At 46.5% G+C, this 23,342-nt stretch carries 21 protein-coding genes, 1 tRNA gene and 1 pseudogene; 12 read left to right on the top strand and 11 right to left on the bottom strand.

The window, feature by feature from the left end; genetic code table 11:
- Nucleotides 1-30: 30 nt before the first annotated feature.
- Nucleotides 31-1,410 (bottom strand): glycosyltransferase family 39 protein, encoded by a 1,380-nt coding sequence (locus VNK96_00200; protein HWP30139.1) that lies wholly within the window; start codon nt 1,408-1,410, stop codon nt 31-33.
- 95 nt (nt 1,411-1,505) lie between these two features.
- Between VNK96_00200 and VNK96_00195 the strand changes: the two genes are divergently transcribed.
- The 3 genes and pseudogenes from VNK96_00195 (at nt 1,506) to ispH (ending at nt 3,550) form a co-directional block, all read left to right on the top strand.
- Nucleotides 1,506-2,249, top strand: a complete 744-nt coding sequence (locus tag VNK96_00195; GenBank protein ID HWP30138.1) for a hypothetical protein — start codon at nt 1,506-1,508, stop codon at nt 2,247-2,249.
- A gap of 12 nt (nt 2,250-2,261) precedes the next feature.
- Nucleotides 2,262-2,501: pseudogene (locus VNK96_00190) on the top strand (thioredoxin family protein).
- Nucleotides 2,502-2,599: 98 nt separating this feature from the next.
- Nucleotides 2,600-3,550 (top strand): 4-hydroxy-3-methylbut-2-enyl diphosphate reductase, encoded by a 951-nt coding sequence (gene ispH / locus VNK96_00185; GenBank protein ID HWP30137.1) that lies wholly within the window; start codon nt 2,600-2,602, stop codon nt 3,548-3,550.
- A 62-nt stretch (nt 3,551-3,612) separates the two neighbouring features.
- Here ispH and thrS read toward each other — a convergent pair whose 3' ends face one another.
- The 5 genes from thrS to VNK96_00160 form a co-directional block, all read right to left on the bottom strand.
- Nucleotides 3,613-5,358 carry a threonine--tRNA ligase gene (thrS, locus tag VNK96_00180; protein HWP30136.1) on the bottom strand — a complete coding sequence of 582 codons (1,746 nt, stop codon included), beginning with the start codon at nt 5,356-5,358 and terminating at the stop codon, nt 3,613-3,615.
- Between the two features lie 184 nt (nt 5,359-5,542).
- On the bottom strand, nt 5,543-5,938 hold the full coding sequence (locus VNK96_00175) for a hypothetical protein (protein HWP30135.1): 396 nt from the start codon (nt 5,936-5,938) through the stop codon (nt 5,543-5,545).
- Between the two features lie 152 nt (nt 5,939-6,090).
- A complete protein-coding gene (locus tag VNK96_00170) occupies nt 6,091-7,275 on the bottom strand; it encodes an acetyl-CoA C-acetyltransferase (GenBank protein HWP30134.1) in 1,185 nt (394 codons plus the stop codon).
- 322 nt (nt 7,276-7,597) lie between these two features.
- The gene (locus tag VNK96_00165; protein ID HWP30133.1) at nt 7,598-8,551 is read right to left on the bottom strand and encodes a zinc-dependent alcohol dehydrogenase family protein; all 954 of its coding nucleotides are present in this window, start codon (nt 8,549-8,551) and stop codon (nt 7,598-7,600) included.
- A 60-nt stretch (nt 8,552-8,611) separates the two neighbouring features.
- Complete coding sequence (locus VNK96_00160) at nt 8,612-9,172, bottom strand: DUF1579 family protein (protein HWP30132.1); 561 nt, start codon at nt 9,170-9,172, stop codon at nt 8,612-8,614.
- A gap of 69 nt (nt 9,173-9,241) precedes the next feature.
- On the opposite strand from VNK96_00160, the gene tkt reads away from it, so the two are divergent.
- The 7 genes from tkt to rfbB all read left to right on the top strand — a co-directional run bounded on the left by tkt (nt 9,242) and on the right by rfbB (nt 17,899).
- A complete protein-coding gene (gene tkt, locus VNK96_00155) occupies nt 9,242-11,230 on the top strand; it encodes a transketolase (GenBank protein ID HWP30131.1) in 1,989 nt (662 codons plus the stop codon).
- Nucleotides 11,227-11,835, top strand: coding sequence for a sigma-70 family RNA polymerase sigma factor (locus tag VNK96_00150; GenBank protein ID HWP30130.1), 609 nt, complete (start codon nt 11,227-11,229; stop codon nt 11,833-11,835). Before tkt ends, VNK96_00150 begins: the two co-directional genes overlap by 4 nt.
- A gap of 5 nt (nt 11,836-11,840) precedes the next feature.
- Nucleotides 11,841-12,395 (top strand): hypothetical protein, encoded by a 555-nt coding sequence (locus VNK96_00145; protein HWP30129.1) that lies wholly within the window; start codon nt 11,841-11,843, stop codon nt 12,393-12,395.
- Nucleotides 12,373-15,060 (top strand): CHAT domain-containing tetratricopeptide repeat protein, encoded by a 2,688-nt coding sequence (locus tag VNK96_00140; protein HWP30128.1) that lies wholly within the window; start codon nt 12,373-12,375, stop codon nt 15,058-15,060. The genes VNK96_00145 and VNK96_00140 overlap by 23 nt, the downstream gene beginning before the upstream one ends.
- Complete coding sequence (locus tag VNK96_00135; protein HWP30127.1) at nt 15,057-16,253, top strand: S8 family serine peptidase; 1,197 nt, start codon at nt 15,057-15,059, stop codon at nt 16,251-16,253. Before VNK96_00140 ends, VNK96_00135 begins: the two co-directional genes overlap by 4 nt.
- 140 nt (nt 16,254-16,393) lie before the next feature.
- Nucleotides 16,394-16,858 (top strand): dTDP-4-dehydrorhamnose 3,5-epimerase family protein, encoded by a 465-nt coding sequence (locus VNK96_00130; GenBank protein HWP30126.1) that lies wholly within the window; start codon nt 16,394-16,396, stop codon nt 16,856-16,858.
- Nucleotides 16,859-16,870: 12 nt separating this feature from the next.
- Nucleotides 16,871-17,899 carry a dTDP-glucose 4,6-dehydratase gene (gene rfbB / locus VNK96_00125; protein ID HWP30125.1) on the top strand — a complete coding sequence of 343 codons (1,029 nt, stop codon included), beginning with the start codon at nt 16,871-16,873 and terminating at the stop codon, nt 17,897-17,899.
- Nucleotides 17,900-17,998: 99 nt separating this feature from the next.
- Here rfbB and VNK96_00120 read toward each other — a convergent pair.
- Both VNK96_00120 and VNK96_00115 read right to left on the bottom strand, forming a co-directional pair.
- Nucleotides 17,999-18,075, bottom strand: a tRNA-Glu gene (locus VNK96_00120).
- 95 nt (nt 18,076-18,170) lie between these two features.
- Nucleotides 18,171-19,037 carry an HDOD domain-containing protein gene (locus VNK96_00115; GenBank protein ID HWP30124.1) on the bottom strand — a complete coding sequence of 289 codons (867 nt, stop codon included), beginning with the start codon at nt 19,035-19,037 and terminating at the stop codon, nt 18,171-18,173.
- Nucleotides 19,038-19,167: 130 nt separating this feature from the next.
- Between VNK96_00115 and VNK96_00110 the strand changes: the two genes are divergently transcribed.
- Both VNK96_00110 and VNK96_00105 read left to right on the top strand, forming a co-directional pair.
- On the top strand, nt 19,168-20,220 hold the full coding sequence (locus tag VNK96_00110) for a dipeptide epimerase (GenBank protein HWP30123.1): 1,053 nt from the start codon (nt 19,168-19,170) through the stop codon (nt 20,218-20,220).
- The gene (locus VNK96_00105; protein HWP30122.1) at nt 20,217-21,245 is read left to right on the top strand and encodes a DUF1611 domain-containing protein; all 1,029 of its coding nucleotides are present in this window, start codon (nt 20,217-20,219) and stop codon (nt 21,243-21,245) included. Before VNK96_00110 ends, VNK96_00105 begins: the two co-directional genes overlap by 4 nt.
- Nucleotides 21,246-21,315: 70 nt before the next feature.
- Here the strand turns inward: VNK96_00105 and VNK96_00100 are convergent, their stop codons facing one another.
- Genes VNK96_00100 through pyrF form a run of 3 tightly spaced genes read right to left on the bottom strand, consistent with a single transcriptional unit; the run spans nt 21,316 to nt 23,308 of the window.
- On the bottom strand, nt 21,316-21,582 hold the full coding sequence (locus tag VNK96_00100; protein HWP30121.1) for a hypothetical protein: 267 nt from the start codon (nt 21,580-21,582) through the stop codon (nt 21,316-21,318).
- On the bottom strand, nt 21,583-22,614 hold the full coding sequence (gene mutY / locus VNK96_00095) for an A/G-specific adenine glycosylase (protein ID HWP30120.1): 1,032 nt from the start codon (nt 22,612-22,614) through the stop codon (nt 21,583-21,585). It abuts the gene before it with no gap.
- Nucleotide 22,615: 1 nt separating this feature from the next.
- Nucleotides 22,616-23,308, bottom strand: coding sequence for an orotidine-5'-phosphate decarboxylase (gene pyrF / locus VNK96_00090; protein ID HWP30119.1), 693 nt, complete (start codon nt 23,306-23,308; stop codon nt 22,616-22,618).
- Between the last annotated feature and the right edge of the window lie 34 nt (nt 23,309-23,342).

Below are 23,342 nucleotides of genomic sequence, written 5' to 3'. Positions count from 1 at the left end.
TTGTACTCTTACAATCGGTGTCGGTGAATATTATGTGTCGGTGGAATACTTTATTGACTGCAACTCTTCCGGATGCGTAATTCTGTAAAAACCTATAGGCAGAAGCCAGAGCAAGCAATACATATCAGCCACGAACAATAAAAAAAGAAAGCCACCTGCGAGCCCTGAAAACCATACCCTCGATTCCGAAATAAGTTTAGATAGACCATCCGAAATCGTTCGAAATCCGAAACCAACGATGGAAACGAAAAAGATTAGAGCAGGGAATAGATATCTTGCTTGCGCCTGATAATAGACCGTGTTGAATTGTATAAAAGTGTAAAGAACGATAACGAACAAAATAAAATTTAGACAATGGAAAGAGCGCTCCATAGGGTTTTTTGTAAAGACAGAATTTTTCGTGAAAATACGCACTAAAAACCCTAATATTCCCAATGCTGCAGGGATGGATAATAACCAATACACCCACATTTCCATATTAATTTCGAAGTAACTGAAGACGCCCCAAAAACTCCAAAGCGCACGAAGCGCAACCCATTCGAGCCAATATCCCCAAAAGCCCGAATCGGCAATTGCCTTCGAAGCTGGATAAGTGTGAAATGCCTCTTGAAATATTCGAATTGCGAGCGGGTCACCATAAAGAAGATAATTTCGTATAAGCCACGGCGATGCGATGAGTAAAGCGAGAGCAAAAGTTAAAATAATATATCGCAATTGCGCTCTATACGATTTCCAAAGAATCATGCTCGCAAGCACAGGAATCCAGTAAACGAGTGCGCTGGTTTTTGTGAGCAACCCTAATCCAAGACTAAGTCCCAACCAAGATGCACGTTTTGTGTTCCAACCCTTATTCCATGCTTCTACAATGATGGCGAAACTCCACAGTCCGATCAAATAAAGCAGGATGTCATTATTGACTGCCGCTGATAGCGCAAGAAACATCGGTAATAAAGCAACAAAGCCGGCACAGAATAATGCGACTCCCTCGTCATTCGTAAATCCCTTCACGACTTTGAACATAAGCGCAACGACAAACAAGCCCAAAACGACATTCACGGAGCGCAGAGTCCACATTTCGAGTGCTAAATTTTCCGTGCCGACGATTGCACTCAATGGAGCACAAAGCAAGTAATAAAGCGGGGGTTGATGCGACTCATAGGTCTCGTAACCTTCCCCTTCACCAAAAACTGGAAATCTTCTTACATGAGCGAGGGTTCGGATGTAATTCACATGTTGGCGCTCATCCGGTGCCCCTATGTCTTTCTGATAACCTTGATAAGGCAAATATCCTGCTGTTCTATACGGAGTAACTTGAATGAATCCGAGCGCAAGCACAATGTAAAGAGCAAAGATGAGTAGAAGGGGGATTTTCGATTTCGATGGAGCCTCTCGCCTCATTCGAACGTTCATGATATACCTTCATTCGATAGGATGGAAGGTGAACAAGTCCGGCGAGAATAAGATATAATCTCCATAATGGCTAAATCCGAACGGAGGAAAGGAATATGAATGCTCTAATTATGGTCGGCTTGGGTCTATCGCTCATCACTCCCCAAAGGAGCGGGACGGACCTACTGACTAAACATGTTTCCGCTTTGCAAGACGCCAAATCCTTATCGGTGGTTTTCACCGTACAGGCAATCCCATCAGCACCTCAGGAATATCGTATAGATTTCAGTCGCCCAGGGATGGCGAAAATTGTCACGCCGAAGGGTTTCATTCTAACGGATGGCAAAACTGTCTGGGAATATTACAAAGACAGTAACGAATATGTGGAATATCCCGGCGGACTGAAAGAAATCATGGAGCATTTTATGCAAGAGGACGTCGCTCCTTGGGCTGCGTTTTTCCTGAAAGACCAATTTAAATCAGTAAAGGACGCCACTATCGGTAAGCAAACCGTCGTGAAAGGTTTGAAAGTCATCCCTGTCAGTTTCACCGTGGATGCAAACAAGAGCAAGGTGGCGACGTTCTTTATCGACCCCGCGACTGGGGTTGCGCAAGGTGCGACGTTCAAGGCAGCCCGAGCGGGTGATTCCAGCGAGGTCATCATTCTCGCAAAAGAAATCAAACTCGGTCAGACAGAACTCGATAACTCGGTATTCACTTTCGAGGCTCCATCTGGTGCAAAGAAAGTCGAATATGCAAGACATGACCTCGAAAAGTGGTACACGAATCTCGATGAAGCTCTGAAGGCGGCGAAAGCATCGAACAGGATGGTGTTCCTCGATTTCGGCACCGAATGGTGAGGGGCTTGCAAATGGTTGGCCCGTGAGGTCTTCCCAACTGCAGAGTTCCGAGCCATGGCGAAATACTACGTTTTCTGCCACATAGACGGTGACGCAAATCGCAGCCTCGTAGACCAATTCAATGTCACTGCCTATCCCACCATGGTCTTTTTGACTAAGGATGGGAAGGAAGTTCATAGAATGGTCGGCGCGGCACCCGTGAATGTGATTGTCGCCGAAATGGAAAAAGCACGCCAGATGGCTGGCGGGTAAGGTTTCTTATCTTGATGCCTCACCTATTGAAACGGTGAGGCATTTTTTTTGTCGATTCTTTGTTATAGTCTTATGAATACGGTTATCATATAAAACGCGTGCAAAAAATTCTTCTTGCCTCACCCCGTGGATTTTGTGCTGGGGTTGCTTATGCTATCGAAGTCGTAGACCTTTCCTTACAGGTTTATGGTTCGCCTTTGTACGTTCGTCATGCAATAGTCCACAACGAGCACGTGGTTCGAAATTTCGAAAAAAGAGGAGTGATTTTCGTCGAGGATATCGAGGAAATACCAGAAGGCTCTACAGTCGTGTTCAGCGCGCACGGGGTTAGCCCTGAAATACGAAGACAGGCGGCTGATAGAAATCTAAAAGTAATCGATGCAACGTGTCCTTTAGTAACGAAAGTGCATCGAGAAGCGCAACGTTATGCGAGGTTGGGTTATCAAATGCTTTACATCGGTCATCGTGGGCATGTAGAAGCGGAAGGGACTATGGGAGAGGCTCCCGAGCGAATCGTTTTGGTGGACAGCGTGGAAGAGGCAGAGAATGTCGAAGTGCAAAACGGGAAGTTAGCCGTTTTGACGCAGACAACATTAAGCGTGGACGAAGTCGAAAGAATCATGAATGTTTTGAAGAAACGTTTTCCGCATTTGGAAACGCCTGATAAAGAAGACATTTGTTATGCAACGACGAATCGGCAAAAAGCGGTGAAGTTGTTGGCGGAAAAGAGCGATTTGGTGCTAGTGGTGGGGAGCAAAACGAGCAGCAATTCGAATCGTTTGAGAGAAGTTGCGGAGTCTTATGGCGTTCCAGCCTTTTTATTGATAGAGCCCGAAGAGATTTTGGAGGAGTGGAAGAAGGATTATCCGGTGATTGGCATCACTTCGGGCGCTTCGACTCCGGAAGAATTAGTGGAAAAGATTATCGGTGTGTTTTTGGAGTCTAACGAAGATGCGACAGTCGAGGTGTTGACGACAGTTCATGAAAACGTTACCTTCATCCCCCCCCGAGATTTGATTGCGATGGCAGAAAAGAGTGTTGTATCTTAAATTTATCTTGAAATAGTCGATTAGAATTTCGGGGAAATATCCCCAATGAGATTAAGCAGCAATCAACATTCTACGAGTTCTTCGAATTCCTCTAAACTTTTCGCTCCTAAATCCCCTTTCTCACGAGAACGTGGGCTGACCGTTCGGTTTTGCTCGTCTTTGTCTCCCACAATCAACATGTAGGGAACTTTCTGCGCTTGATGTACGGCAATCTTTTTGCCTAAGCGTTCGTTCGAATCGTCTACTTCTATTCGCCAGTCCGGGTGCGTAGAATGAAGTTTGTCGCGAACCTCGTTTGCATACCTGACGTTTCGCTCCGTAATCGGCAAAATTGCAATCTGCACAGGCGCAAGCCAGAAAGGAAATGCTCCAGCATAATGCTCCGTGAGTAGCCCCACCATTCGCTCCAAAGAACCGAATGGCGCTCGGTGAATCAATACGGGACGATGAGGTTTACCGTCTTCGCCGATGTATTCCAATTCGAAGCGTTCCGGCAAGTTGTAATCCACTTGCACCGTTCCCATCTGCCAGGTACGACCCAAAGCATCCTTGATCATCAAATCCAATTTAGGACCGTAAAATGCGGCTTCGCCTTCCATTACATCGTAATCGAGGTTCATTTCATCGCAGGCGCGAAGGATTGCGCTTTCCGCCTCTTTCCAGTTTTCGTCCGTACCGATGTATTTATTGCTTTTCGGGTCTCGAGTTCCTATTCGCACAGAAAAATCGTGCAAACCCAATTTTCGGAGAACCGTCATCGTGAGTTCTACGACGCCTTTGAACTCTTCGAGAAGTTGGTCGGTGCGCACGAAAAGATGCGCATCGTCTTGTGTGAAACCTCTAACGCGCAACATCCCTGCTAATTCACCGCTTTGCTCGAAGCGATACACCGTTCCGAATTCGGCAAAACGCAACGGTAAATCGCGATAACTGCGCAATTCGGAGCGATAGATTTCGATGTGAAAAGGACAATTCATCGGCTTGAGAATGAACACCTCGCCATCTTCATGTTCCATAAAGGGAAACATCTTGTCTTTGTATGTTACGAGGTGACCCGACTTCTCGAACAATTCTTTTTTAGCGATGTGCGGAGTTACGACGGGCAGATATCCTCTTTTTCGTTGCTCTTCTTTGAGGAATTTCGTCATTTGCTCGCAGATAATCGCCCCTTTAGGAAGCCATAGAGGAAGACCGGAGCCTATTTCTTGAGAAAACAAAAACAAACCGAGTTCGCGACCCAAAACGCGGTGGTCGCGCTTTTTTGCCTCTTCCAAGTTATGAAGGAATTGTTCTAATTCCTCTTTCGTTTCGAATGCCGTTCCGTAAATGCGCGTGAGCATTTTGTTTTTAGAATCTCCGCGCCAATACGCACCGGCGATGCTCAAAAGTTTGAAATGTTCGATTTCCCCCGTGGACTTCACATGAGGACCGCGACATAAATCCGTAAAGCCGTCTTGCGTGTAAAAAGTAATCGGCTCATTGGGGGGGATATCTTCGAGAAGTTCGAGTTTGTAAGGGTCTTGGTGTAATTCGAGGATGCGTTTTTTTGCCTCTTCCCGTGACATCTCTTCGCGCACGATAGGGAAATTGCGCTTCGCGTTATCGCGCATTTTTGCTTCTATCTTCGGAAGGTCCTCTTCGCTGATTTTTTCGTCACCGAAATCGAAGTCGTAATAAAAACCATTCTCGATGGGAGGACCGATAGCGAGTTTAGCGTTCGGATAGAGTTGCAGCACAGATTGAGCCAAGAGGTGCGCCGCGCTATGGCGAAGAGCGTAGAGACGTGTTTGTTCGTATGGAACTTTCATGGTTTTGAATTATCGGGTGTACGGCTAAACACCAAGGCAACCGAATCCGATTGATTTATAGAGCTGAGAAACGTGAAAAAGGGTTCCGAGAGGGAATTTGCTCGGAGCGGTTTCACGAGTTCAAAAATGCGGTTCCCAAGTTAGTTTTTCCTCGAGAACAATCACTATACCCAAATTTTTTTGACTAATGTTCCATATCGTGTTCCATCTCGGGACCCGTTCGCGGCATTACCTTAACGTCTTCCGGCTTGATGCCTTCCATGTGACCATCCCCAGCCATCCAGCCACCTTTACACTCGTGGCAGACTTCTTTCCCTGCCTTCACGTTTTCTTCGCAAGGGCACATTTCCATGTTGATGAGACACTGGTCGCATGGGTGTTTCAGACAGCATTCGTATTTGCCTTCATTTATAGCCTGTTTTTTTCTTTCTGCGACGAGCTTTTTCAGGTCTATTTCTGCTTCTTTGCCTGCTGTTGGGGCGGTAGACGTTGTTTCTTCGGTTTTAGGCTGCTGCTGGCATCCGACGAGGATTACGAGGGCAGCAAGAGGTAATAGGACGAAGTATCGATTGGAGAGCATAGTTACCTCCAAATTTGGCACTTGACTTTTTACATTATGCGTTACTTTTTTCGGTTTGTATTTTTGTTTTACAAACAAAGCTAAAGTCGGTGGGTGATTTTGTCAACAACAGTAGAAGCGCGCTAAGGCGCGAATGAGTCGCTAAAGTTCGTCTATGATTTTTGGACTTCGATCATTACAGCGGTTGCCTCGCCACCACCGATGCAAGGTGTTGCGATGCCGATGCCGCCTCCGCGTCGTTTCAATTCGTACATGAGTGTCAAAATCAGGCGAGTGCCTGTCATTCCAATCGGATGTCCTAATGCGACGGCTCCTCCGTTCACGTTCATTTTATCGTGAGGAATTCCGACCTTATCGGCGACTGCCAACGCTACGACACTGAATGCCTCGTTTACCTCGAATAAATCTATATCAGAAATCTTTTTGCCTGTTTTTTCTAAAAGTTTTTGTATTGCGAAAGCCGGTGCAGTAGTGAACCATTCAGGGGCTTGCGCATGCTGAGCATGTGCGATGTAGCGCGCCATTGGTTTCAAGCCCAATTCATTAGCCTTTTCTTCTGAGCAGACAACCAATGCAGCAGCGGCATCGTTGATGCTACTCGCGTTGCCAGCAGTAACCGTGCCTTCTTTTTCGAATGCGGCAGGTAATGTGGGGAGTTTTTCGATGTTTCCTCGTCCCGGTTCCTCATCGGTATCTACGATAATCGGGTCTCCTTTACGCTGAGGAACTTGCACGGGAACGATTTCTTCTTGTAATCTGCATTCCGCTTGTGCAGCGAGCGCACGACGATAACTTTCTGCGGCATATTCGTCTTGTCGTGATCTTGGAATCCCGCATTCTCGTGCACACAACTCACCTGCGTTTCCCATGTGAATGTCCTTATAAGGATCCCAAAGACCGTCGTAAATCATCAAGTCGGTCAATTCGCCATGACCCATGCGATATCCGGTTCTCGCTTTATGAAGAGCATAGGGTGTCTGACTCATACTCTCCATTCCTCCTGCAACGATGATCTCTGCATCTCCATAAGCGATAGCCTGTGCTGCCATCATCACGGTTTTCATCCCACTGCCGCAAACTTTGTTGACCGTAGTGCAGGGAACACTTTCAGGGATGCCAGCGAAGATTGCTGCTTGCCGTGCGGGGGCTTGACCGATACCGCCCTGCAGAACACAGCCCATAAGGACTTCGTCCACTTGTTCGGGTCGTACTTTCGCACGCTCGAGGGCGCCTTTGATTGCTATCGCACCTAACTTCGGGGCGGATAAAGAGGAGAGAGAGCCCATGAAAGAGCCTATCGGGGTTCGTGCGCCGGAAAGAATTACGGTTGACTTCATAAAATTCTCCTACGACTGATGAAATTCTACCAGAACACTTGCTACGAGGAGCATGAGTGAAATGTAGAAAACAAAGAATTTCATTCGCGATTTCGAGTGATATTCAAAAATAAACGTGCTTCCCATGCGTAAGCAAGAGGAAGAGATAGATTTTCAAATTATTTTCTAAATCATTGGTAAGAAAAAGAATTTCACCCCCTCCTCATAGGTTCCCCTTTTCGCTTCGCTCGAAGGGGAAGCGGATTACTTTAGAGATTTTTATTTGCTTGATTCTTTAGGGATTTTTATTTCCTTGGATTAATTTGGGCAGAAAGATGTGAATTCATTGCGCAATCTTGAGAACGATTTTTCCACGACCGTGGCGAGTGTCCATTCTATCGTGCGCTTTCTTTACTTCTTCCAAGGGGAGAACTACATCTATAATGGGTCGAACGAGCTTACGTTCGAAAAGCGGACGCATTTCGTCGAGGCGTTTTCGTTCGCGCGTTAGAAAAACTCCATAAAGTGTAATGTTTTTCATGTAAAGTCTCGTTAAGTCTCCCTGTGGCGGGAGGATGGCTGCGATTCGTCCGAAGGGGCGCACAGCCCTCAAACAACGAGAAACTAAATCCGGACCTTCTATATCGAAAGCAGCGTCAACACCAACGCCATCCGTTTCTTTGAGAGCGATTTCGGTCACGTCTTCGGAGTTGTAATCTATTGCGACGTCTGCTCCTAATTCCTTTAAAAACGTCAAGTTGTGAGCGCTCGCCGTAGCGAGTACACGTGCGCCTGCAACTTTCGCGAACTGAACTGCGAAGGAGCCTACGCCTCCAGCCCCCCCGTGGATAAGAACCGTTTCACCGATGCGCACTTGCAAGCGCCTCACGATCGCTTCCCACGCAGAGCCTCCCGCCAAGGGAATTGCTGAGGCTTCTTCGAAAGATAGATTTTTGGGTTTTTTCGCGACGATTGCAACAGGAACTACATTGAACTCTGCATACGTGCCATGAGGGTTCCCGAAGATTTCGGGAGTGTAATACACCTCGTCACCTGCCTGAAAATCTTTTACTCCTGGTCCGACTTCTTCGACAATTCCCGCGGCATCGTATCCGAGGATGGCGGGAGGTTCGATTTTTGCCCAAGTACCTCCCGCTCGTATTTTCGCATCCACGGGGTTGACCGCCGATGCAATCACCTTTACGAGCACTTCGCCATAACTCGGTTTGGGCTTTTCGACCTCACGGAGTTCGAAAAGCTCCGAACCGCCGAAACGAGGCAAAACCATTGCTCTCATGCTTTTGAGGCTACTGTCGAATTTAGAGATAACAAACTGTTATCTACTATCTCCACCTCATCAAGGTGAGGCTTTTTTCGTGTGCTCCAAAATTACTATACGTTCTTCTGGCTTTCCCTCTTGCATCTGAAACCATTCCAATGTGAATTTATCCTTGCTTTTTATCGTGAAAACCATTTTCAGTTTCGACTTTTTGCCAGTCGAATCGATGAATTCACCGGAAGTGGTAATCACCTTGCCATCCTCTGAAATCTTTCCTTTGGTATGAAGCGCGCCAGTTTCCATGCTATTGATATGGAACACGAAAGGCTCGTTATTTTGGTTGTCGTACCCAAGAATTTGGATTACCGTAAAAGGCGAGCCCATAAAATTGCTTTTGTATTCTTGCTGAAGAAATCTGCCATCTAAAATCCATTTCGATTGAAGGGTAGCTTTCCCTTCTTGTTCTTTTCCTTCCATTTTGTATTTGACTACTACATCCCAATCACCAGCCAACGAGTCGAGGATTTTATGGTATTTCCCGGGCTTTCCCATCTCCATCATCTTTTCGGTCTCGGTTTGTGCTGTGGCAATCGAAACTACAAAAAGAAAGCAACAAGTACTTATCGTAACTTTCCGCATGTTTTCCTCCTTCGAGTGTCTCACGGTTATACCGCGAAAGGTTCATTGGAGGTAGCATAAGTAGCCTCCATGGGAACATCTTCTTCCCCGGATATAGCGCAACTCACCATCAACACGATTCGTGGTCTCAGCATGGATGCTGTGGAAGCGGCGAAGTGTGGACACCCAGGGATGCCAATGGGTGCAGCAGCGATAGGCTACGTTTTGTTTGCGCGACACTTACGCTACGATCCCGAAGCGCCACATTGGTTCGATAGAGACCGTTTCATTCTGAGCGCAGGGCACGGGTCAATGCTCCTTTACAGCCTTTTATATCTAACAGGCTACGATTTATCTCTCGAAGATATTAAAAACTTTCGGCAATGGGGAAGCAAAACACCCGGGCATCCTGAACATGGTTTGACTCCCGGCGTGGAGGCAACAACCGGTCCATTAGGTCAAGGCTTCGGAATGGCAGTTGGGATGGCAATTGCGGAAGAAAAACTTCGCAACGAATTTCCCGGAACCGTAAATCATCGCACCTATGTTCTTTGCAGCGATGGAGACATGATGGAGGGGGTAAGCCACGAGGCTGCATCTATTGCAGGTCATCTCGCGTTAGGTCACTTGATTGCGTTATACGATTCCAATCGGGTGAGTATTGACGGTAGCACCGATTTGGCATTTACAGAAAATGTCGCAGCGCGTTTTCAAGCCTATGGTTGGCATGTCCAAACATGCAACGGAATGGATGTGAACGAAGTGGACGCTTGTTTGGTGAAAGCGAAAGAGGAGAGAAAAAAACCGAGTTTGATTATTTGTCACACGACAATCGGTTTCGGCAGCCCGAGTTTCGCGGGGACAGCGAGAACGCATGGAGCGGCTTTAGGGGCGGAGGAAGTGAAAAAAGCAAAAGAGATTCTCGGTATTCCACAAGAGCCACCATTTTACGTGCCGGAAGAAGTACTCGCACACATGCGAGAAATCGGGAAAAAACATCGAAAAGAACGAATCGAATCGGAAAATAAATTACAAAAATATCCTGATTTAATTAGGAGACTCGAGTGTCGTTTACCGGAATGTTGGGAAAAAGATCTGCCTATATTCGGAGAGCCGAATAGCGGAATTGCGTTAGCGACACGCGCTGCGAGCGGGAAGATATTGAATAGTATCTGCACGAAAATGCCAGAACTTCTCGGAGGGAGCGCGGACTTATCGGAATCTACCCAAACGATTCTGCAGGAATATCCCGATTTTCAAGTGGATAAACGAGAAGGACGCAACATTCATTACGGAGTGAGAGAACATGCGATGGGTTGCATTATCAACGGGATTAATCTCCACGGTGCATATCGCGCATTCGGAGGAACGTTTTTGATTTTTAGCGACTATATGCGTCCGACGATTCGTTTGGCTGCGTTGATGAAATTAGGTTCTATTTTCGTTTTTACACATGACTCGATAGGGTTAGGTGAAGACGGACCGACTCATCAACCTATCGAACATCTCGCATCCTTGCGAGCGATACCGAATATGAGGGTTTTCCGACCTGCGGATGCGAACGAAACGAAATGCGCCTGGAAAGTTGCATTGAACTCGTTGGACGCCCCGACTGCGATTATTCTCACCCGCCAAAAGGTCTCGTTATGCACGCCGGATACGGATGACGCGATGCGCGGTGCATACATTCTAAAAGAACCTGAATCCCCCCCCGAAGCCATTCTCATCGGCACGGGTTCTGAAGTCGAGATTTGTTTGAAAGCGGAGGCGCTCCTTCGGGAACAGGGGTTTCCTGTGAGGGTCGTGAGTATGCCCAGTTGGGATTTATTCGCAAAACAAGAAAAAGAATACAGAGATACCGTCTTGCCCCCCCATATTAAAAACCGCGTGAGCGTAGAGGCAGGAGCGACATTAGGCTGGGAGCGCTGGGTAGGAGATAAAGGAGTCGTCGTAGGTTTAGACCGTTTCGGAGCCAGCGCACCTTACGAAAGGCTTTACAAAGAGTTCGGGCTAACCCCGGAAAGAATCGCTGAAATCGTAAAGGACAACGCGAAAAGAGTAGAATCTTCCTTAGATTGAAGGATCGCTTCTCCGACGTAGGGATTCTCTTAGAACGTGCCAAGCGTGGAGACAACAAGGCTTGGAACAAATTAGTCGAACATTTCCAGAATCTCGTGTACTCCATCCCTGCCCGAATGGGGTTGCAAACGGAAGATTGCAACGATGTTTTCCAAACGACGTTTGTCGCTTTATATCAAAACATGCAAAACATCAACGAACCGAAGGCTTTATCGAGGTGGTTAGCCGTGACCGCATCCCGTGAAGCCTTGCGAGTGAGACGATTGGGTTCGAAGCATCAAGGAGAAGTCCCTGAGGAAATTACCCTCGAAGATTTACTGGTGTTGGAAGAGCGCTCCGCCGAAGAAATGGCAATTGAAGCACTCGAAAGCGATAAGATATGGGCAGCAGTTCGATCGCTTCCAGACCGTTGTAAAAGACTTTTAGAGGTTCTTTTTTCGCGTGAAAATCTTTCTTACGAAGAAATCTCACGAATGACGGGGATGCCTGTTGGCGCTATCGGACCGACTCGAGCCCGCTGCTTAGAACAATTACGAAAAATTCTCCAAAAAGAGGGGTTTTTCGAGCAGGAAGTTGTATCACAGGCAACGGGGGGAGGCTCATAAAAGGTATGGCGGAGAAAACAGGTTGTTCTCGGTTCAGCGAGGAATTGGTGGGGATTGCAATCGGAGAAGAGCATCCCGAGGCATTGGAGCATTTGAAAAAGTGCCCGAACTGCTCGGAAAAATTAGAGCAGTTTAAAAGAATTGTAGGGACTGCGAAGATTTCGCGCTTCGACGCTCCGGAGGATGTCATAGAAAAAGCAAAAGATATCTTCCAGCAAAGAACAGCCCAAAGAGCGCAGTTGGTCAGTTCTACATTGGCGATGGAAGGAATTCGGGCGGCGCATCAGGGAAGTTTTCAAAACATATATTCTTGGGATGACCACCGCATGCGGGTTATGTACGTTAAAACTGAAAAAGGTTGGGAAGTTATCAGTAGTCTGCCTTCGAAAGAATGGCAGGTTAAAGTACGAGGGAAACGAATCGAGCCGGATGAGGCACTGCGAATTTCGTTCTTGGCAAAAGAATTGAAACAAACGACTTTTACACTCGAAGGCCCTGGAATTACCGTAGAAATTCCTGCACCGAGTGTAGAAAACAATGAACGCCAGAGAAGTGGTTGAGGAACTCGAAAAGATTACGACGCGTCGGGAAGCAAAAAAACTGTTTTCGAAATGTGGCACGAAAATGAAAGAATTAGGGAAAGTTTTTTTCGAAACCGCCGCGAAACTCGCTGGCTCGAATCCTCGACGCGCATATCAATTCACGCGATATTGGGATGTCGTCTTGCCTTATTCTGAAGACCCGATGTATGTATTTCGCGCAAAGGGGTTAGGAGAAAGATGCATAGGCCGTTGGATGGAAAGCGTCGAGTCGTTTCGTTCTGCATCGCAGTTGGCAAAAAACAGAATCGAGTCTCTCAGTGTTCTTGCAGGCGCCGTAGATTCTTTGGCTCGTATGGGTAAAACCTCAGAGGCGATATCCTTGGGGAAGAGGCTTATCAAAGAACTTACTCGATACGGAGAAAAGGCACTCGCGGCTCGCATTATGGTGAATGTCGGAAATGCGTACTTATGGAGAGACGAATACGAAGCGGCGAGAAAAGTTCTAAATGAAGCAGCGAGCATTTTAGAATGTTCGGGATTGAGCAGAGAGGCAGCAGCGGCTAAATTAGGTGCTTCTACCGCAGAATTATACGGGGGGGATTTAGAAAAATGTCGGCAACTCGCATACGAAGCGCAACAAATATTTCAAGAACTCGGAGACCGATATCATGTGTTTTTGTGCTCTGTAAATATAGCCCAAGCGGATATGCTTTCAGGAAGATTAGACGATGCATTGGACAAATTGCTCCGTTTGCGCGATACATTCGAAGAACTTTCCGATGTAGACGCAGTTCGAATCGAGGAAAGCATAGGCGATGCTTATTACCGCCTGAATCTATTTACGGAGGCATTGTCTTGTTATCGAAACGCACTATCCAGAAAAAAAGCGCATGGCATCGAATTGAACGTAGCGAATTGTTATTTGGGTTTAGGCTCCTGCTATGCCGCGCTCGGTGAAACTGCGAATGCGATACGATATTTGAAACGTGCCGAGAAAGCATACGAAAAATTGAATAATCGCGTATGGGCTGGTGCATGTATCAGCGCTTTAACAGAAGTTTACATCTCGAAAAACGATTTGCAAAATGCACTTACAGAGGGGGAACGCGCGATTAAAACGCTTTCGAAGAGCGGCTCGGATTGGCATCTTGCCAACACATTGCTCATTTTCGCCTATACAAAATTTCTCAAAGGATTCGAAGCGGATAAAGAGATAAGCCGTGCGAATGAGTTGATCATGCGACGAGGATATCGTTCCCTGCTTTGGCGTGTTTACTATTTGAAGGCTTTGATTTCGGAGTCGAAACAGAGACTGAAATATTTTCAAGAGATGTTTCGTGTTTTATTGGATGAGCGCATGTTGATGACATCGCTTTATTCGCGAGCCGCCTTTTTGCGGGATAAGCAAGAAGCGTTGTGTAGGTATCTCGACGAGCTTCTTTCCCGAGCGCGCCCGGAAACGATTAGAGATGCACGAAATGTGATATCTGCAACGCGTTCGGCGACTTTGTTGGATGAAATTCTTTTAGCCACGAAGGCGTTTTCGAAAGAGGATATGGACAGGCTGCGTACTCTCCGAGACGAATGGAATCGAGTACTCAGGACTGAAATTCCAGGAACCGCGATAGCGCGAAGCACGTTTCGAAATAGAGAGTTTCTCGCAATGCAGCGGAAATGGACGGAGAGCCTTCGAAACGTCCAGCGTGTGCTTGGCGGTTTAGCCGTCATGGGTGAGAGTAAAGGGCTAATCTACGTAGATACAGGTAAGGATATCTATATTCTAAGGAATGAACGCGCGCAAAAGATTCCATCAACCTCGGAAAAACTCTCCGAATTTTTACGATATCTTTATTTCGAATTGTTGTCTCCTATGACTGGGGGGGACTCTTCTCGAGAAGGGGTCGATTCTATTGCCCGAATCGTTCGCGAGAAGTTGTTTCCGGAAGAATTTTCCACGAATAGGGAAGAGACAATTTGCCCTGACGGAATTTTATGGAGAGTCCCATGGTCGGTTTTATTCGATGGAAGAAGAGAGCCGATTTTATCTTTGAGTCCGCAATTTTCCTCTGAAGGTGCGTTCCTTACACTGAGAAAACATCCGAGGGTAGCATTTTGGGCTTACCCTACGAAAGATTTGCCTTATATCGAGAAAGAACTCGAAGAACTGAAACGACTATTCCCCGATGCCCATTACTTCACACATATCGAGGAAGTGCGCAAATCCTTAGAAGTAGATAGTTATGATTTGCTCCACGTCGCTACCCATGCGCATTTGAATCGCGAAAATCCGATGTTCTCTTATTTAGATTTTGCGGGTGGGAAGTTGACGGCTGCCGAAATCGTGAAAAGCCCGATGCGCGTAGAACTGGTAACTCTCTCGGCTTGCGAAACAGGGGGTTTGAGCGCTATAATTAGAACTGAGCCGGACGGCTTCGTCAGAGCATTTTTAGCGAAAGGCGCAGCGTCGGTGATAGCGAGTTTATGGGGTCTAGACGACCGCGCAGCGAGTTTATTCGTCGTCCCTTATTACAGGAAATTGATTGAAGGAAATACGATTTTAGAGTCCTTGAACAACGCAAAGAAATCCGTGCAAAATGAGATGCCCCATCCTTATTATTGGGCGCCGATGACTCTTTTTGCCGGTTATCGTTCTAAATCTCTCGAACAGGAGAAAGCCGCATGAAAAAAATCTTTTTATTCCTTTGTTTATTTCTTTTCCAAACTGCCTTTTCTGCTAACTTCCTGATTTGTCGTCTTGCGCCTGGCGCGGATGCGAAACAAATTGCGGTAGATTACGGGTTGACTCTTATTGATACGACCGATCCCGCTCCCTTCGTTTATTATCAAGTCCCCGATGGAGTGGACCCCGATTTAATTCAACAAGATATGCTGGACGACCCGCGAATTATCTGGGCAGAGGAAGATCAAACCGTAATCATGCCCGAGCATATCGGAGCAGGAAAAGGAACGACGATAGGAGTAGTCGGCGATTCGAAAACATTCTACGAAGAAAATAAAAATGTTTTGCAACAGATCGAATATGTCCCCCCCTCTTTTCTTTCGAGTTACAATCGTCGCGTGCGCGTGGCGATATTAGATACGGGTATCTCTCCTTATCAGCCCATTTTGCTCTTTAGAGTCGTAGCGAAATTAAATGTAGTAGAACCGAATGAACAACCTTGGGACCTACCGAAAAACACGGATTCCGACGGTGATGGAGAAAAAGACGAAGGTGTAGGACATGGAACGATGGTGGCAGGAATCGTCGCGATGTTATCCCCTACGACGCAATTGGTCGTCGTTCGCGTCGCGGATAGTGACGGATACTCGACCGCGTGGAGAATCATCAAAGGTTTAGCCTTTGCGGTAATCAACGGCGCAGAAGTGGCAAACGTAAGCCTCGGCTCGGAACAACAAGTCAAGGCATTGAGCGATGTTTTAGATTGGACGGACGAAAATGGTCTCGTCATTTGTGCACCAGTAGGAAATGGCAATCACGAGGGAGCGGATTTTCCGGCTCGCTATAGTGAAAGCATTTGCGTGACCGGTGTAGACCCATACGATATCAAAGCCTCTTTCAGCAACTGGGATGGAACTGCGGAATCCGCAGCGCCAGCGACCGGAATCGTGAGTTTTTGGTGGGATGGGACGATGGGGATTTGGTCTGGGACCTCTTTCGGCTCTCCTTTCGTTGTAGGTGCTTTGGCTGCAGGACTCTCCCACATAAAGCCCGTGCTGATTCCCGACGTGATTCGCGACATCGTCAACGAATCGGGGGATAACATTGACGGCTTGAATCCTAATTACGAACAAAAACTCGGAACTCGATTGAACATGAGGAGTTTGATGCTTGCGCTAAAAAGCGCTGGTGGTTAAACGATTTTCCATCAATCTTGCTTTCGGGTTTATACTTTTTTTCGGGACTATTTTTGTTATCCGGTTTACGTTGCGTTGATAAACGCTACAACATAATTCATAAAAACCGATCCCTTGGATTCATGTAAAATCGAAAACCGATGAATATGTATAAAGAAATTATGCCGGGGGTTTTCGTGAGGCACTTAAATAGACACGAAGACAGACGGGGATGGCTGGTCGAGGCATTTCGAGAAGACGAATTGCCGGAAGGATTTCGCCCGGTGATGGCATATGTTAGTTCTACGCAACAGGGAGTCGTTCGGGGCCCTCACGAACACAAAGAACAAACGGATGGGTTTGTGTTTTTGTCAGGAAAGTTTCTTCTTTGCTTATGGGAGAATCGCTCCGGCTATCCCCCAGCGGAGATTCGCATGGAAGTGGGCGAACATGCTCCGACGTTTGTAATCGTCCCTCCCGGCGTCGTGCACGCGTACAAGAACATCGGTGAAAAAGAGGCATGGATTTTGAATGTTCCAAATGCTCTTTATGGCGGTTGGGGAAGGCAAAATCCCGTTGATGAAATTCGGCATGAAGAAAATCCCGATTCGCCGTTTCGAGTATAAAGAAATCCCCTCATGAATATTTTAGTTACAGGCGGTGCAGGTTTCATAGGCAGTCATTATTGTCGTTATGTTTTGGAGAATTATCCGCAGGATAAAATCTTCGTTTTAGATGCGCTGACTTACGCCGGAAATTTAACTACGATTAGCGACATACGCGACCATCCCCGTTTTCGCTTCTATAAAGGGCGAATAGAAGACGAAAATGTCGTAACGAGAATATTAAGGGAAGATGAAATAGATGCCATAGTAAACTTCGCGGCGCAAACACACAACGATCGCAGTCTGCTTTCCTCGAAAGAATTTTTAGAGACGAATGTCATCGGAGTTCATAATTTATTGGTTTGTGCGCGTAGAACGAACGTAAAAAGAATCGTTCATGTTTCTACGGACGAGGTTTATGGCTCGATTACGGAGGGTGAATTTACAGAAGAATCTCCATTGCGTCCTAACACACCCTATAGCGCGAGCAAGGCAGGGGGGGACTTACTGTGCAGAGCGCATTTCGTAAGCTATTCGACGCCTGTTATCATTACGAGAGGTGGGAATACTTATGGTCCTTATCAATATCCGGAAAAACTCATCTCGTTCTTCGTCACTCGATTGATCGATAACAAAGTCGTGCCGTTATATGGTGATGGAAATCAAGTGCGAGAATGGATACACGTAGAAGACCATGTCTCGGGTATAGATGTCGCCTTACGATACGGAAAAGAGGGGGAGATTTATAACATTGCGGATAAAAACGAACGAAAAAATATTTACATCACAGAAATGATTTTGGATATATTGAAAAAACCTAAAGATTTGATACGGTTTATTCCTGACCCGAGGGGAAAAGCACATGACTTACGTTATAGTATGAATTGCGACAAGATAAAAAAATTAGGATGGAAACCGAAAGTTCCTTTCGAGAAGGGCTTGCGTTCGACAGTCGAGTGGTATGTAAAACATCAAGATTGGTGGCGACCTTTATTGCAAAAGCCGGAGTTCAAAACGTTCGTGGCGGATTTTTATGGAACGGTTTTGGGCAAAGACTTGTGAGCTTTATATGAGCTTTATATAGGTATTGTGAATTTATACGTGGACTTTACGCACTAACGCGGGGGGTAAGCATTTCGGTAGAACGTATCTATCGGATTTTGGTACCCCCGACCGGATTCGAACCGGCGACCTTCGCCGTGAGAGGGCGACGTCCTTGACCGCTAGACGACGGGGGCTTAGACAGAAATTATACTTCTTTGTCTGGCGCAGCAGACAAGTGACTGATGGGATCGTTTCTTCTTAATAACTCTTGGGTAAAAGGCTGTGTTTCCTAAAAGATTTCGAAAAATTCTTCTGCGTCTTTTATCTTTTTGGAAATGTGCACCAAGAGAGAAGGTATTTCTTCCGGCTGTAAGTTGAGCCATTGTTCCACATGTTCGTCCATCGGATCTATTCCGCTAGGTAAAACGTTTCCCGAGCATTTCGTGAGATAATCTGCGGCGTGAACGATGGCTATCGTGTGTTCTGGCAATTCATCGAACGGTCCGTGATGGAATTCTATGATGTCTGCGAGGTTTTTTGGAAAATTCCACGCTTGAGCTAAATGACCTCCCACTTCCGCATTCGTAATTCCTAAGATTTTCTTTTCTGCTTCGTGTATGGAAATGGATTGGGTCGCAGCGAGTTGCAAAGTAAGGCGGTAAAGTTCCGTGAAATTTCCAAAGAGAAAAAGTTGTCCGATGTCGTGCAGTATTCCACCGACATGGACAAGGTCTCTTTGTTGGGCGGGAATTTTTTTAATTTTCGCGAGTTGAATTGCTGCAGCACCTGTGCCGAACGAATGTCTCCAAAACGAATGCAATATATTTATAGTTCCCTTATTGCGTGCTTTGAGAAGGCTCATCGCCGTCATGCTCAAAACGATGTTTCTCACTTGTTGGAATCCGAGAATCACGACAGCATGAGAGATGCTCGTCACCTGTGTAGCCAATCCGTAATAAGCACTATTGACAACCCGAAGGAACTTAGCTGTAATTGCTTGGTCGGCGAGAATGATTTCTTCGAGCTCGGATGCCGATGTTTCGGGATTCTCGGATAACTCTAGTACCTTCGTAACGATCGAAGGCAACGCTGGCAAGTCGTTGAGCGATCTTTCGATGTATCGTCGAACAGATGATGGGTCAATGGATAATGCCATGAAACATCCTTTAGATATTGGCGTGCGAGTTCATAAGCACGCGTGGAAGCAACCACTATTGGTTTATAGTTTTATCGGCAATAAAAAGCCCTTTCGTTACCTGATAGAGATGTAGGATAAGATTTCTGGGATGGAACTCGAATCTCGTATATTGGAAATACCAAGAAAGAAACCGCTACGCACTGCGAGAGGAGTATCTGAAATCTCCAAAAACCTATACATAACCATCCGTCATGACGGAATCGAGGGATATGGCGAGATGGCTGAAATAGGCTACCGTCACCCTCAAAGTGCCGTGAAATCTTTAGAAGAAATTCAACTTTTATCGGAAAAGTTAGAAGATTTCACTCCACATAAGTATCTTGAAATGGAGGACTTAGCGCGGGAACATGGGATAGGAACTGCAACTCAAGCCGCGCTTTTAAACGCTTGCCTCGATTGGGTGGGAAAAAAGGCGCGGATGCCGCTTTGGCAACTCTTCGGAGGGGAAAGGGAGACTCGGGCAACGAGCATTACGATCGGTTTGGATTCACCCGAATTCGTTCGTGAGCGAACGAAAGAGATCCTAATGTCTTACGATTCTCCCTACATAAAATTAAAACTCGGCGGGGAAGACGGAATCGAAGCGGATAAGGAACGCTTTCTCGCGGTTCAGCGAGGGATTTCGGAAGTTGCAGGATACAAAGAAATAAAGATACGAGTAGACGCTAACGGTGGCTGGAATATCTCCGATGCGATCGTGATGTGCGAATGGTTGGCGCATAGAGGATGCGAATATATCGAGCAGCCTTTGTCTTATGAATGCGATAAAGAAATGCCCTTATTGTATGTGCAAAGAAAGTTACCGATTTTTTTAGACGAAAGTGTTTGGAATTCGAAAGAGGTCGCAAAGGTTTCCAAGTACTGCGATGGTGTCAACATCAAGTTGATGAAATGCGGCGGAATTATAGAAGGGATGCGGATGATTCATGTAGCACGCGCATTGGGTTTACGAGTGATGTTGGGGTGTTTCGGTGAAAGTTCTCTTTCGATTGCCGCAGCAGCAAGCATTGCAAGGGGGGCAGAATATATCGATTTAGATAGTCATCTCAACATGAACCCAGACCCGGTTCATGGTCTTGAAATGTCCCAAGGACGATTGATTTTGAGCATGAACCCAGGATTAGGAGTTTCATTTCGATGAACTTTCCACTCGATGAGAGTGCGAAAGTGGCGTTGCTTACGCATGGCCAATTAGCCGGCTCTTTCGGAAAATTGGCGGAAGGGATGCTGCGATATGGTAGGGCGCAGGTTGTCGCAATCGTTGACCGCGAACTTGCTGGATGCAACCCTCAAGATTATCTTCCGCGAGTTCGTTATGCGCCTATCGTGTCAACGGTTGACGAGGCAAAGAGATTAGGAGCGGAAATCTTAATCATAGGAATAGCCCCCCCAGGCGGAATGCTACCGCAAGAATGGCGAGATGAAATTAGACATGCCTTAGAGATCGGTTTTTCTTTAGTAAATCCCCTTCACGCACGCATGGAAAACGACCCCTTCTTTTTAGAGGCTCTGCAAAAAGGGAGATGGATTCTAGACATAAGGGTAGAGCCGCCAGGTTTGAAACCCGGCACTGGCGCGGCAAGATTGCTCGATATTCCCAGAATTCTTAGTGTCGGCACGGATATGACGGTAGGAAAGATGACTGCGACGATCGAGTTGCATAATGTACTTAGGGAGCGAGGATGGCGCTCCGTTTTCGTTGCGACAGGGCAGGTCGGGCTTTGCATTTCTGGAAGAGGTGTTGCGATTGATGCAGTTCGCGTTGATTATGCTGCTGGTGCAATCGAATCGGAAGTTATGAATGCTTCGAAAGATGCTGACGTAATTTTAGTCGAAGGTCAAGGTTCTCTTTGTCATCCTGCGGCAAGCGCCAATCTTGCGCTTCTCCGTGGAGCGATGCCGACGCATTTGCTCATGGTGGCTCGTGCAAAACAGGAGACGATTCGCTTCCATCCTTGGGTAAGAATCCCTCCGTTAAAAGCACTGATTGGTTTATATCAAGATTTGTCCGAGGCTTGCGGTGTGTTTCCCAGACCGAATGTCATCGGCATTGCACTGAATACATCTCTTTGGAAGACGCAGAGGCTCGCGACTTCATCGAGCGAACACAAAACGAAACGCAATTGCCTGTTACAGACCCGATTCGTTTTGGAATGCAAAATTTAGTAGAGAGTTTCGAGAAAATGCTCAAAGCGAATAAATAGGGTTGCGTGTACGAATATTTATGGAGATTAGACTATTCTAAGACGTTCAAGACTCGTCTTAGCATTATCCCCACCGCAACTGCGATAACTATCCCGATATAGAAAGCAACCATCTGTCCTAATCCTATGACTAAATCTAAAAACAAAAACGTTCCTGAAATCACCATCGTCGCTATCGAAACCACGAGTGTCTTTTTGGCTAAGTTATATTTACGGATAAACCAGAACATCGCAGCAAAGCATAAAATAATGACTGGAACGCCGATTGCGACGTAAATGGTCATTGGCTCTATCGGCATTTACTTTTTCCTACCCGACAAATCGAGACTTTCAAGGAGAGAGGTAGCCACCCTTCTATACGCTGAAGGCATGGGAAGATTCATCAAACCTCGAGGAGTTATATAACTTACGTCGGGGAGACGTTCAAAAGTCAAATACGCATTGAGAAATATTTTATGATTAGTAATCGTATGGGGGAGCGATATAAGAAAAATTCCCTTTTTGCAGCCTAATTTCCGCAGAATATCGCCGTCGCTTTCCGAGGATGTTTTTGTCGTTTTCGGAAACTCATATAACCCCTCCCACCAGTTATCGCGCGGAATTCGTCTTACACCGATTTTTCTATTCCATACCGAGCATACACAAACATGATGTAGAATCTTTTTCTCTTTCTTATTTTTCTTCGGGGGAAATCTAAGCACTACATTTTTTCTTAATGCCGAGCATTCTTCGTGAATCGGGCATATCTCGCATTTTGGGTTTTTCGGTTGACAAACTTCGGAGCCGAGTTCCATAAGAGCCTGATTCCAACGTCCCGGTTCGCTTTTTCCCATAAGGCTCAGGCTAAGTTCTTCGCATTTCCTTTGAAGTTTTACTCCGTTTACTTTCAAACAGAAAACTCGAGATAGAACTCGCATCACATTGCCGTCTACGACAGCGCAACGCTCTCCGTAGGCAATCGAAGCAATTGCAGATGCTGTGTAATTTCCTATTCCTGGAAGTCTTTCTAATTCTTTTTTATTCGCCGGAAGAGAAGTGGAACAGGTTTTCGCAGTTTCCAAAAGGTTTCGCGCTCTTTTGTAATATCCGAGACCTTGCCAAACTCGATACACGTCTTCGATGCTCGCTTTCGAGAGTTCTTTCAACGTAGGGAATCTCTCAATAAACTTTTCGAAATAAGGGATGACTGCACTCACGCGCGTTTGTTGCAGCATTACTTCGCTTATCCAAATCCTATAAGGGTCTTTCGTTTTCCTCCAAGGCAGTTCTCTTTCGTTTTTGCGATACCAACGAAGAATCTTCCTTCTGATATCTTTCAAATCTTCTTGCATATCACAAGCCGAGTTCCGCGAGCGTCTTTTCCGGAGAGCCTGAACTCGTTAAGTATCTGCCAATGACTACGTAATTCGCTCCGGCAGAAATAGCATCCCCCGCAGTGGTAATTCGGCGCTGCTCATCGGGGGGGCTTCCCACCGGACGTATACCGGGAACTACCAGAACCGGTTCGTGCCCTAACTCCTCTCGAAAACGAGCGACCTCATGACCAGAACAAACCAAACCATCTAACCCCGACTCGATGGCAAGTTTTCCCAAATGGTGTGCAAAGGATGAGGCGTCCTTTTCGATTCCGAGTTGATGACGCAGAACCTCGTCATCAATACTCGTGAGAAGGGTAACTCCAAGCAGAATGGGAGGGATGGGTGGCTCAGCTTCGGCAACGGCTTCTATCGCAGCAGCCATCATCGCTTTTCCACCCGAAGCATGCAAAGTCATCATCCATACCCCTTTTCGAGTAGCTTCGTAAACCCCGAGCGCTACGGAGGTAGGGATGTCGTGAAATTTCATATCCAGGAAAATTCGCTTCGCCCCTACTGTCTCGAGTTCATCGATGATGTCTAACCCGTGTGGCAGGACAAGAGCGTGGCCGATCTTGAACGCAAACACATACGGAGCGAGTCGCTTGACGATGGCTTTCGCTTCCTCGAGTTCAGGGGTGTCTAAGGCGGCAATGACATGGGTGTGCACGTTTTTTAGTTTACTTGCCTCGTAGATTACCGAT

This window comes from Fimbriimonadales bacterium, assembly GCA_035559795.1.
Lineage (GTDB): Bacteria > Armatimonadota > Fimbriimonadia > Fimbriimonadales > ATM1 > DATMAR01.
The sequence above is the reverse complement of the archived record's forward strand: the minus strand, read 5'-3'. Positions and strand labels throughout refer to the sequence as shown.

What these genes read in the sequence shown, in the direction of transcription:
- VNK96_00200 (HWP30139.1), bottom strand. Translation starts at nt 1,410, where the DNA reads ATGAACGTTCGAATGAGGCGAGAGGCTCCATCGAAATCGAAAATCCCC.
- VNK96_00195 (HWP30138.1), top strand. Translation starts at nt 1,506, where the DNA reads ATGAATGCTCTAATTATGGTCGGCTTGGGTCTATCGCTCATCACTCCC.
- thrS (HWP30136.1), bottom strand. Translation starts at nt 5,358, where the DNA reads ATGAAAGTTCCATACGAACAAACACGTCTCTACGCTCTTCGCCATAGC.
- VNK96_00175 (HWP30135.1), bottom strand. Translation starts at nt 5,938, where the DNA reads ATGCTCTCCAATCGATACTTCGTCCTATTACCTCTTGCTGCCCTCGTA.
- VNK96_00170 (HWP30134.1), bottom strand. Translation starts at nt 7,275, where the DNA reads ATGAAGTCAACCGTAATTCTTTCCGGCGCACGAACCCCGATAGGCTCT.
- VNK96_00165 (HWP30133.1), bottom strand. Translation starts at nt 8,551, where the DNA reads ATGAGAGCAATGGTTTTGCCTCGTTTCGGCGGTTCGGAGCTTTTCGAA.
- VNK96_00160 (HWP30132.1), bottom strand. Translation starts at nt 9,172, where the DNA reads ATGCGGAAAGTTACGATAAGTACTTGTTGCTTTCTTTTTGTAGTTTCG.
- tkt (HWP30131.1), top strand. Translation starts at nt 9,242, where the DNA reads ATGGGAACATCTTCTTCCCCGGATATAGCGCAACTCACCATCAACACG.
- VNK96_00145 (HWP30129.1), top strand. Translation starts at nt 11,841, where the DNA reads ATGGCGGAGAAAACAGGTTGTTCTCGGTTCAGCGAGGAATTGGTGGGG.
- VNK96_00140 (HWP30128.1), top strand. Translation starts at nt 12,373, where the DNA reads ATGAACGCCAGAGAAGTGGTTGAGGAACTCGAAAAGATTACGACGCGT.
- VNK96_00135 (HWP30127.1), top strand. Translation starts at nt 15,057, where the DNA reads ATGAAAAAAATCTTTTTATTCCTTTGTTTATTTCTTTTCCAAACTGCC.
- VNK96_00130 (HWP30126.1), top strand. Translation starts at nt 16,394, where the DNA reads ATGAATATGTATAAAGAAATTATGCCGGGGGTTTTCGTGAGGCACTTA.
- rfbB (HWP30125.1), top strand. Translation starts at nt 16,871, where the DNA reads ATGAATATTTTAGTTACAGGCGGTGCAGGTTTCATAGGCAGTCATTAT.
- VNK96_00115 (HWP30124.1), bottom strand. Translation starts at nt 19,037, where the DNA reads ATGGCATTATCCATTGACCCATCATCTGTTCGACGATACATCGAAAGA.
- VNK96_00110 (HWP30123.1), top strand. Translation starts at nt 19,168, where the DNA reads ATGGAACTCGAATCTCGTATATTGGAAATACCAAGAAAGAAACCGCTA.
- VNK96_00105 (HWP30122.1), top strand. Translation starts at nt 20,217, where the DNA reads ATGAACTTTCCACTCGATGAGAGTGCGAAAGTGGCGTTGCTTACGCAT.
- VNK96_00100 (HWP30121.1), bottom strand. Translation starts at nt 21,582, where the DNA reads ATGCCGATAGAGCCAATGACCATTTACGTCGCAATCGGCGTTCCAGTC.
- mutY (HWP30120.1), bottom strand. Translation starts at nt 22,614, where the DNA reads ATGCAAGAAGATTTGAAAGATATCAGAAGGAAGATTCTTCGTTGGTAT.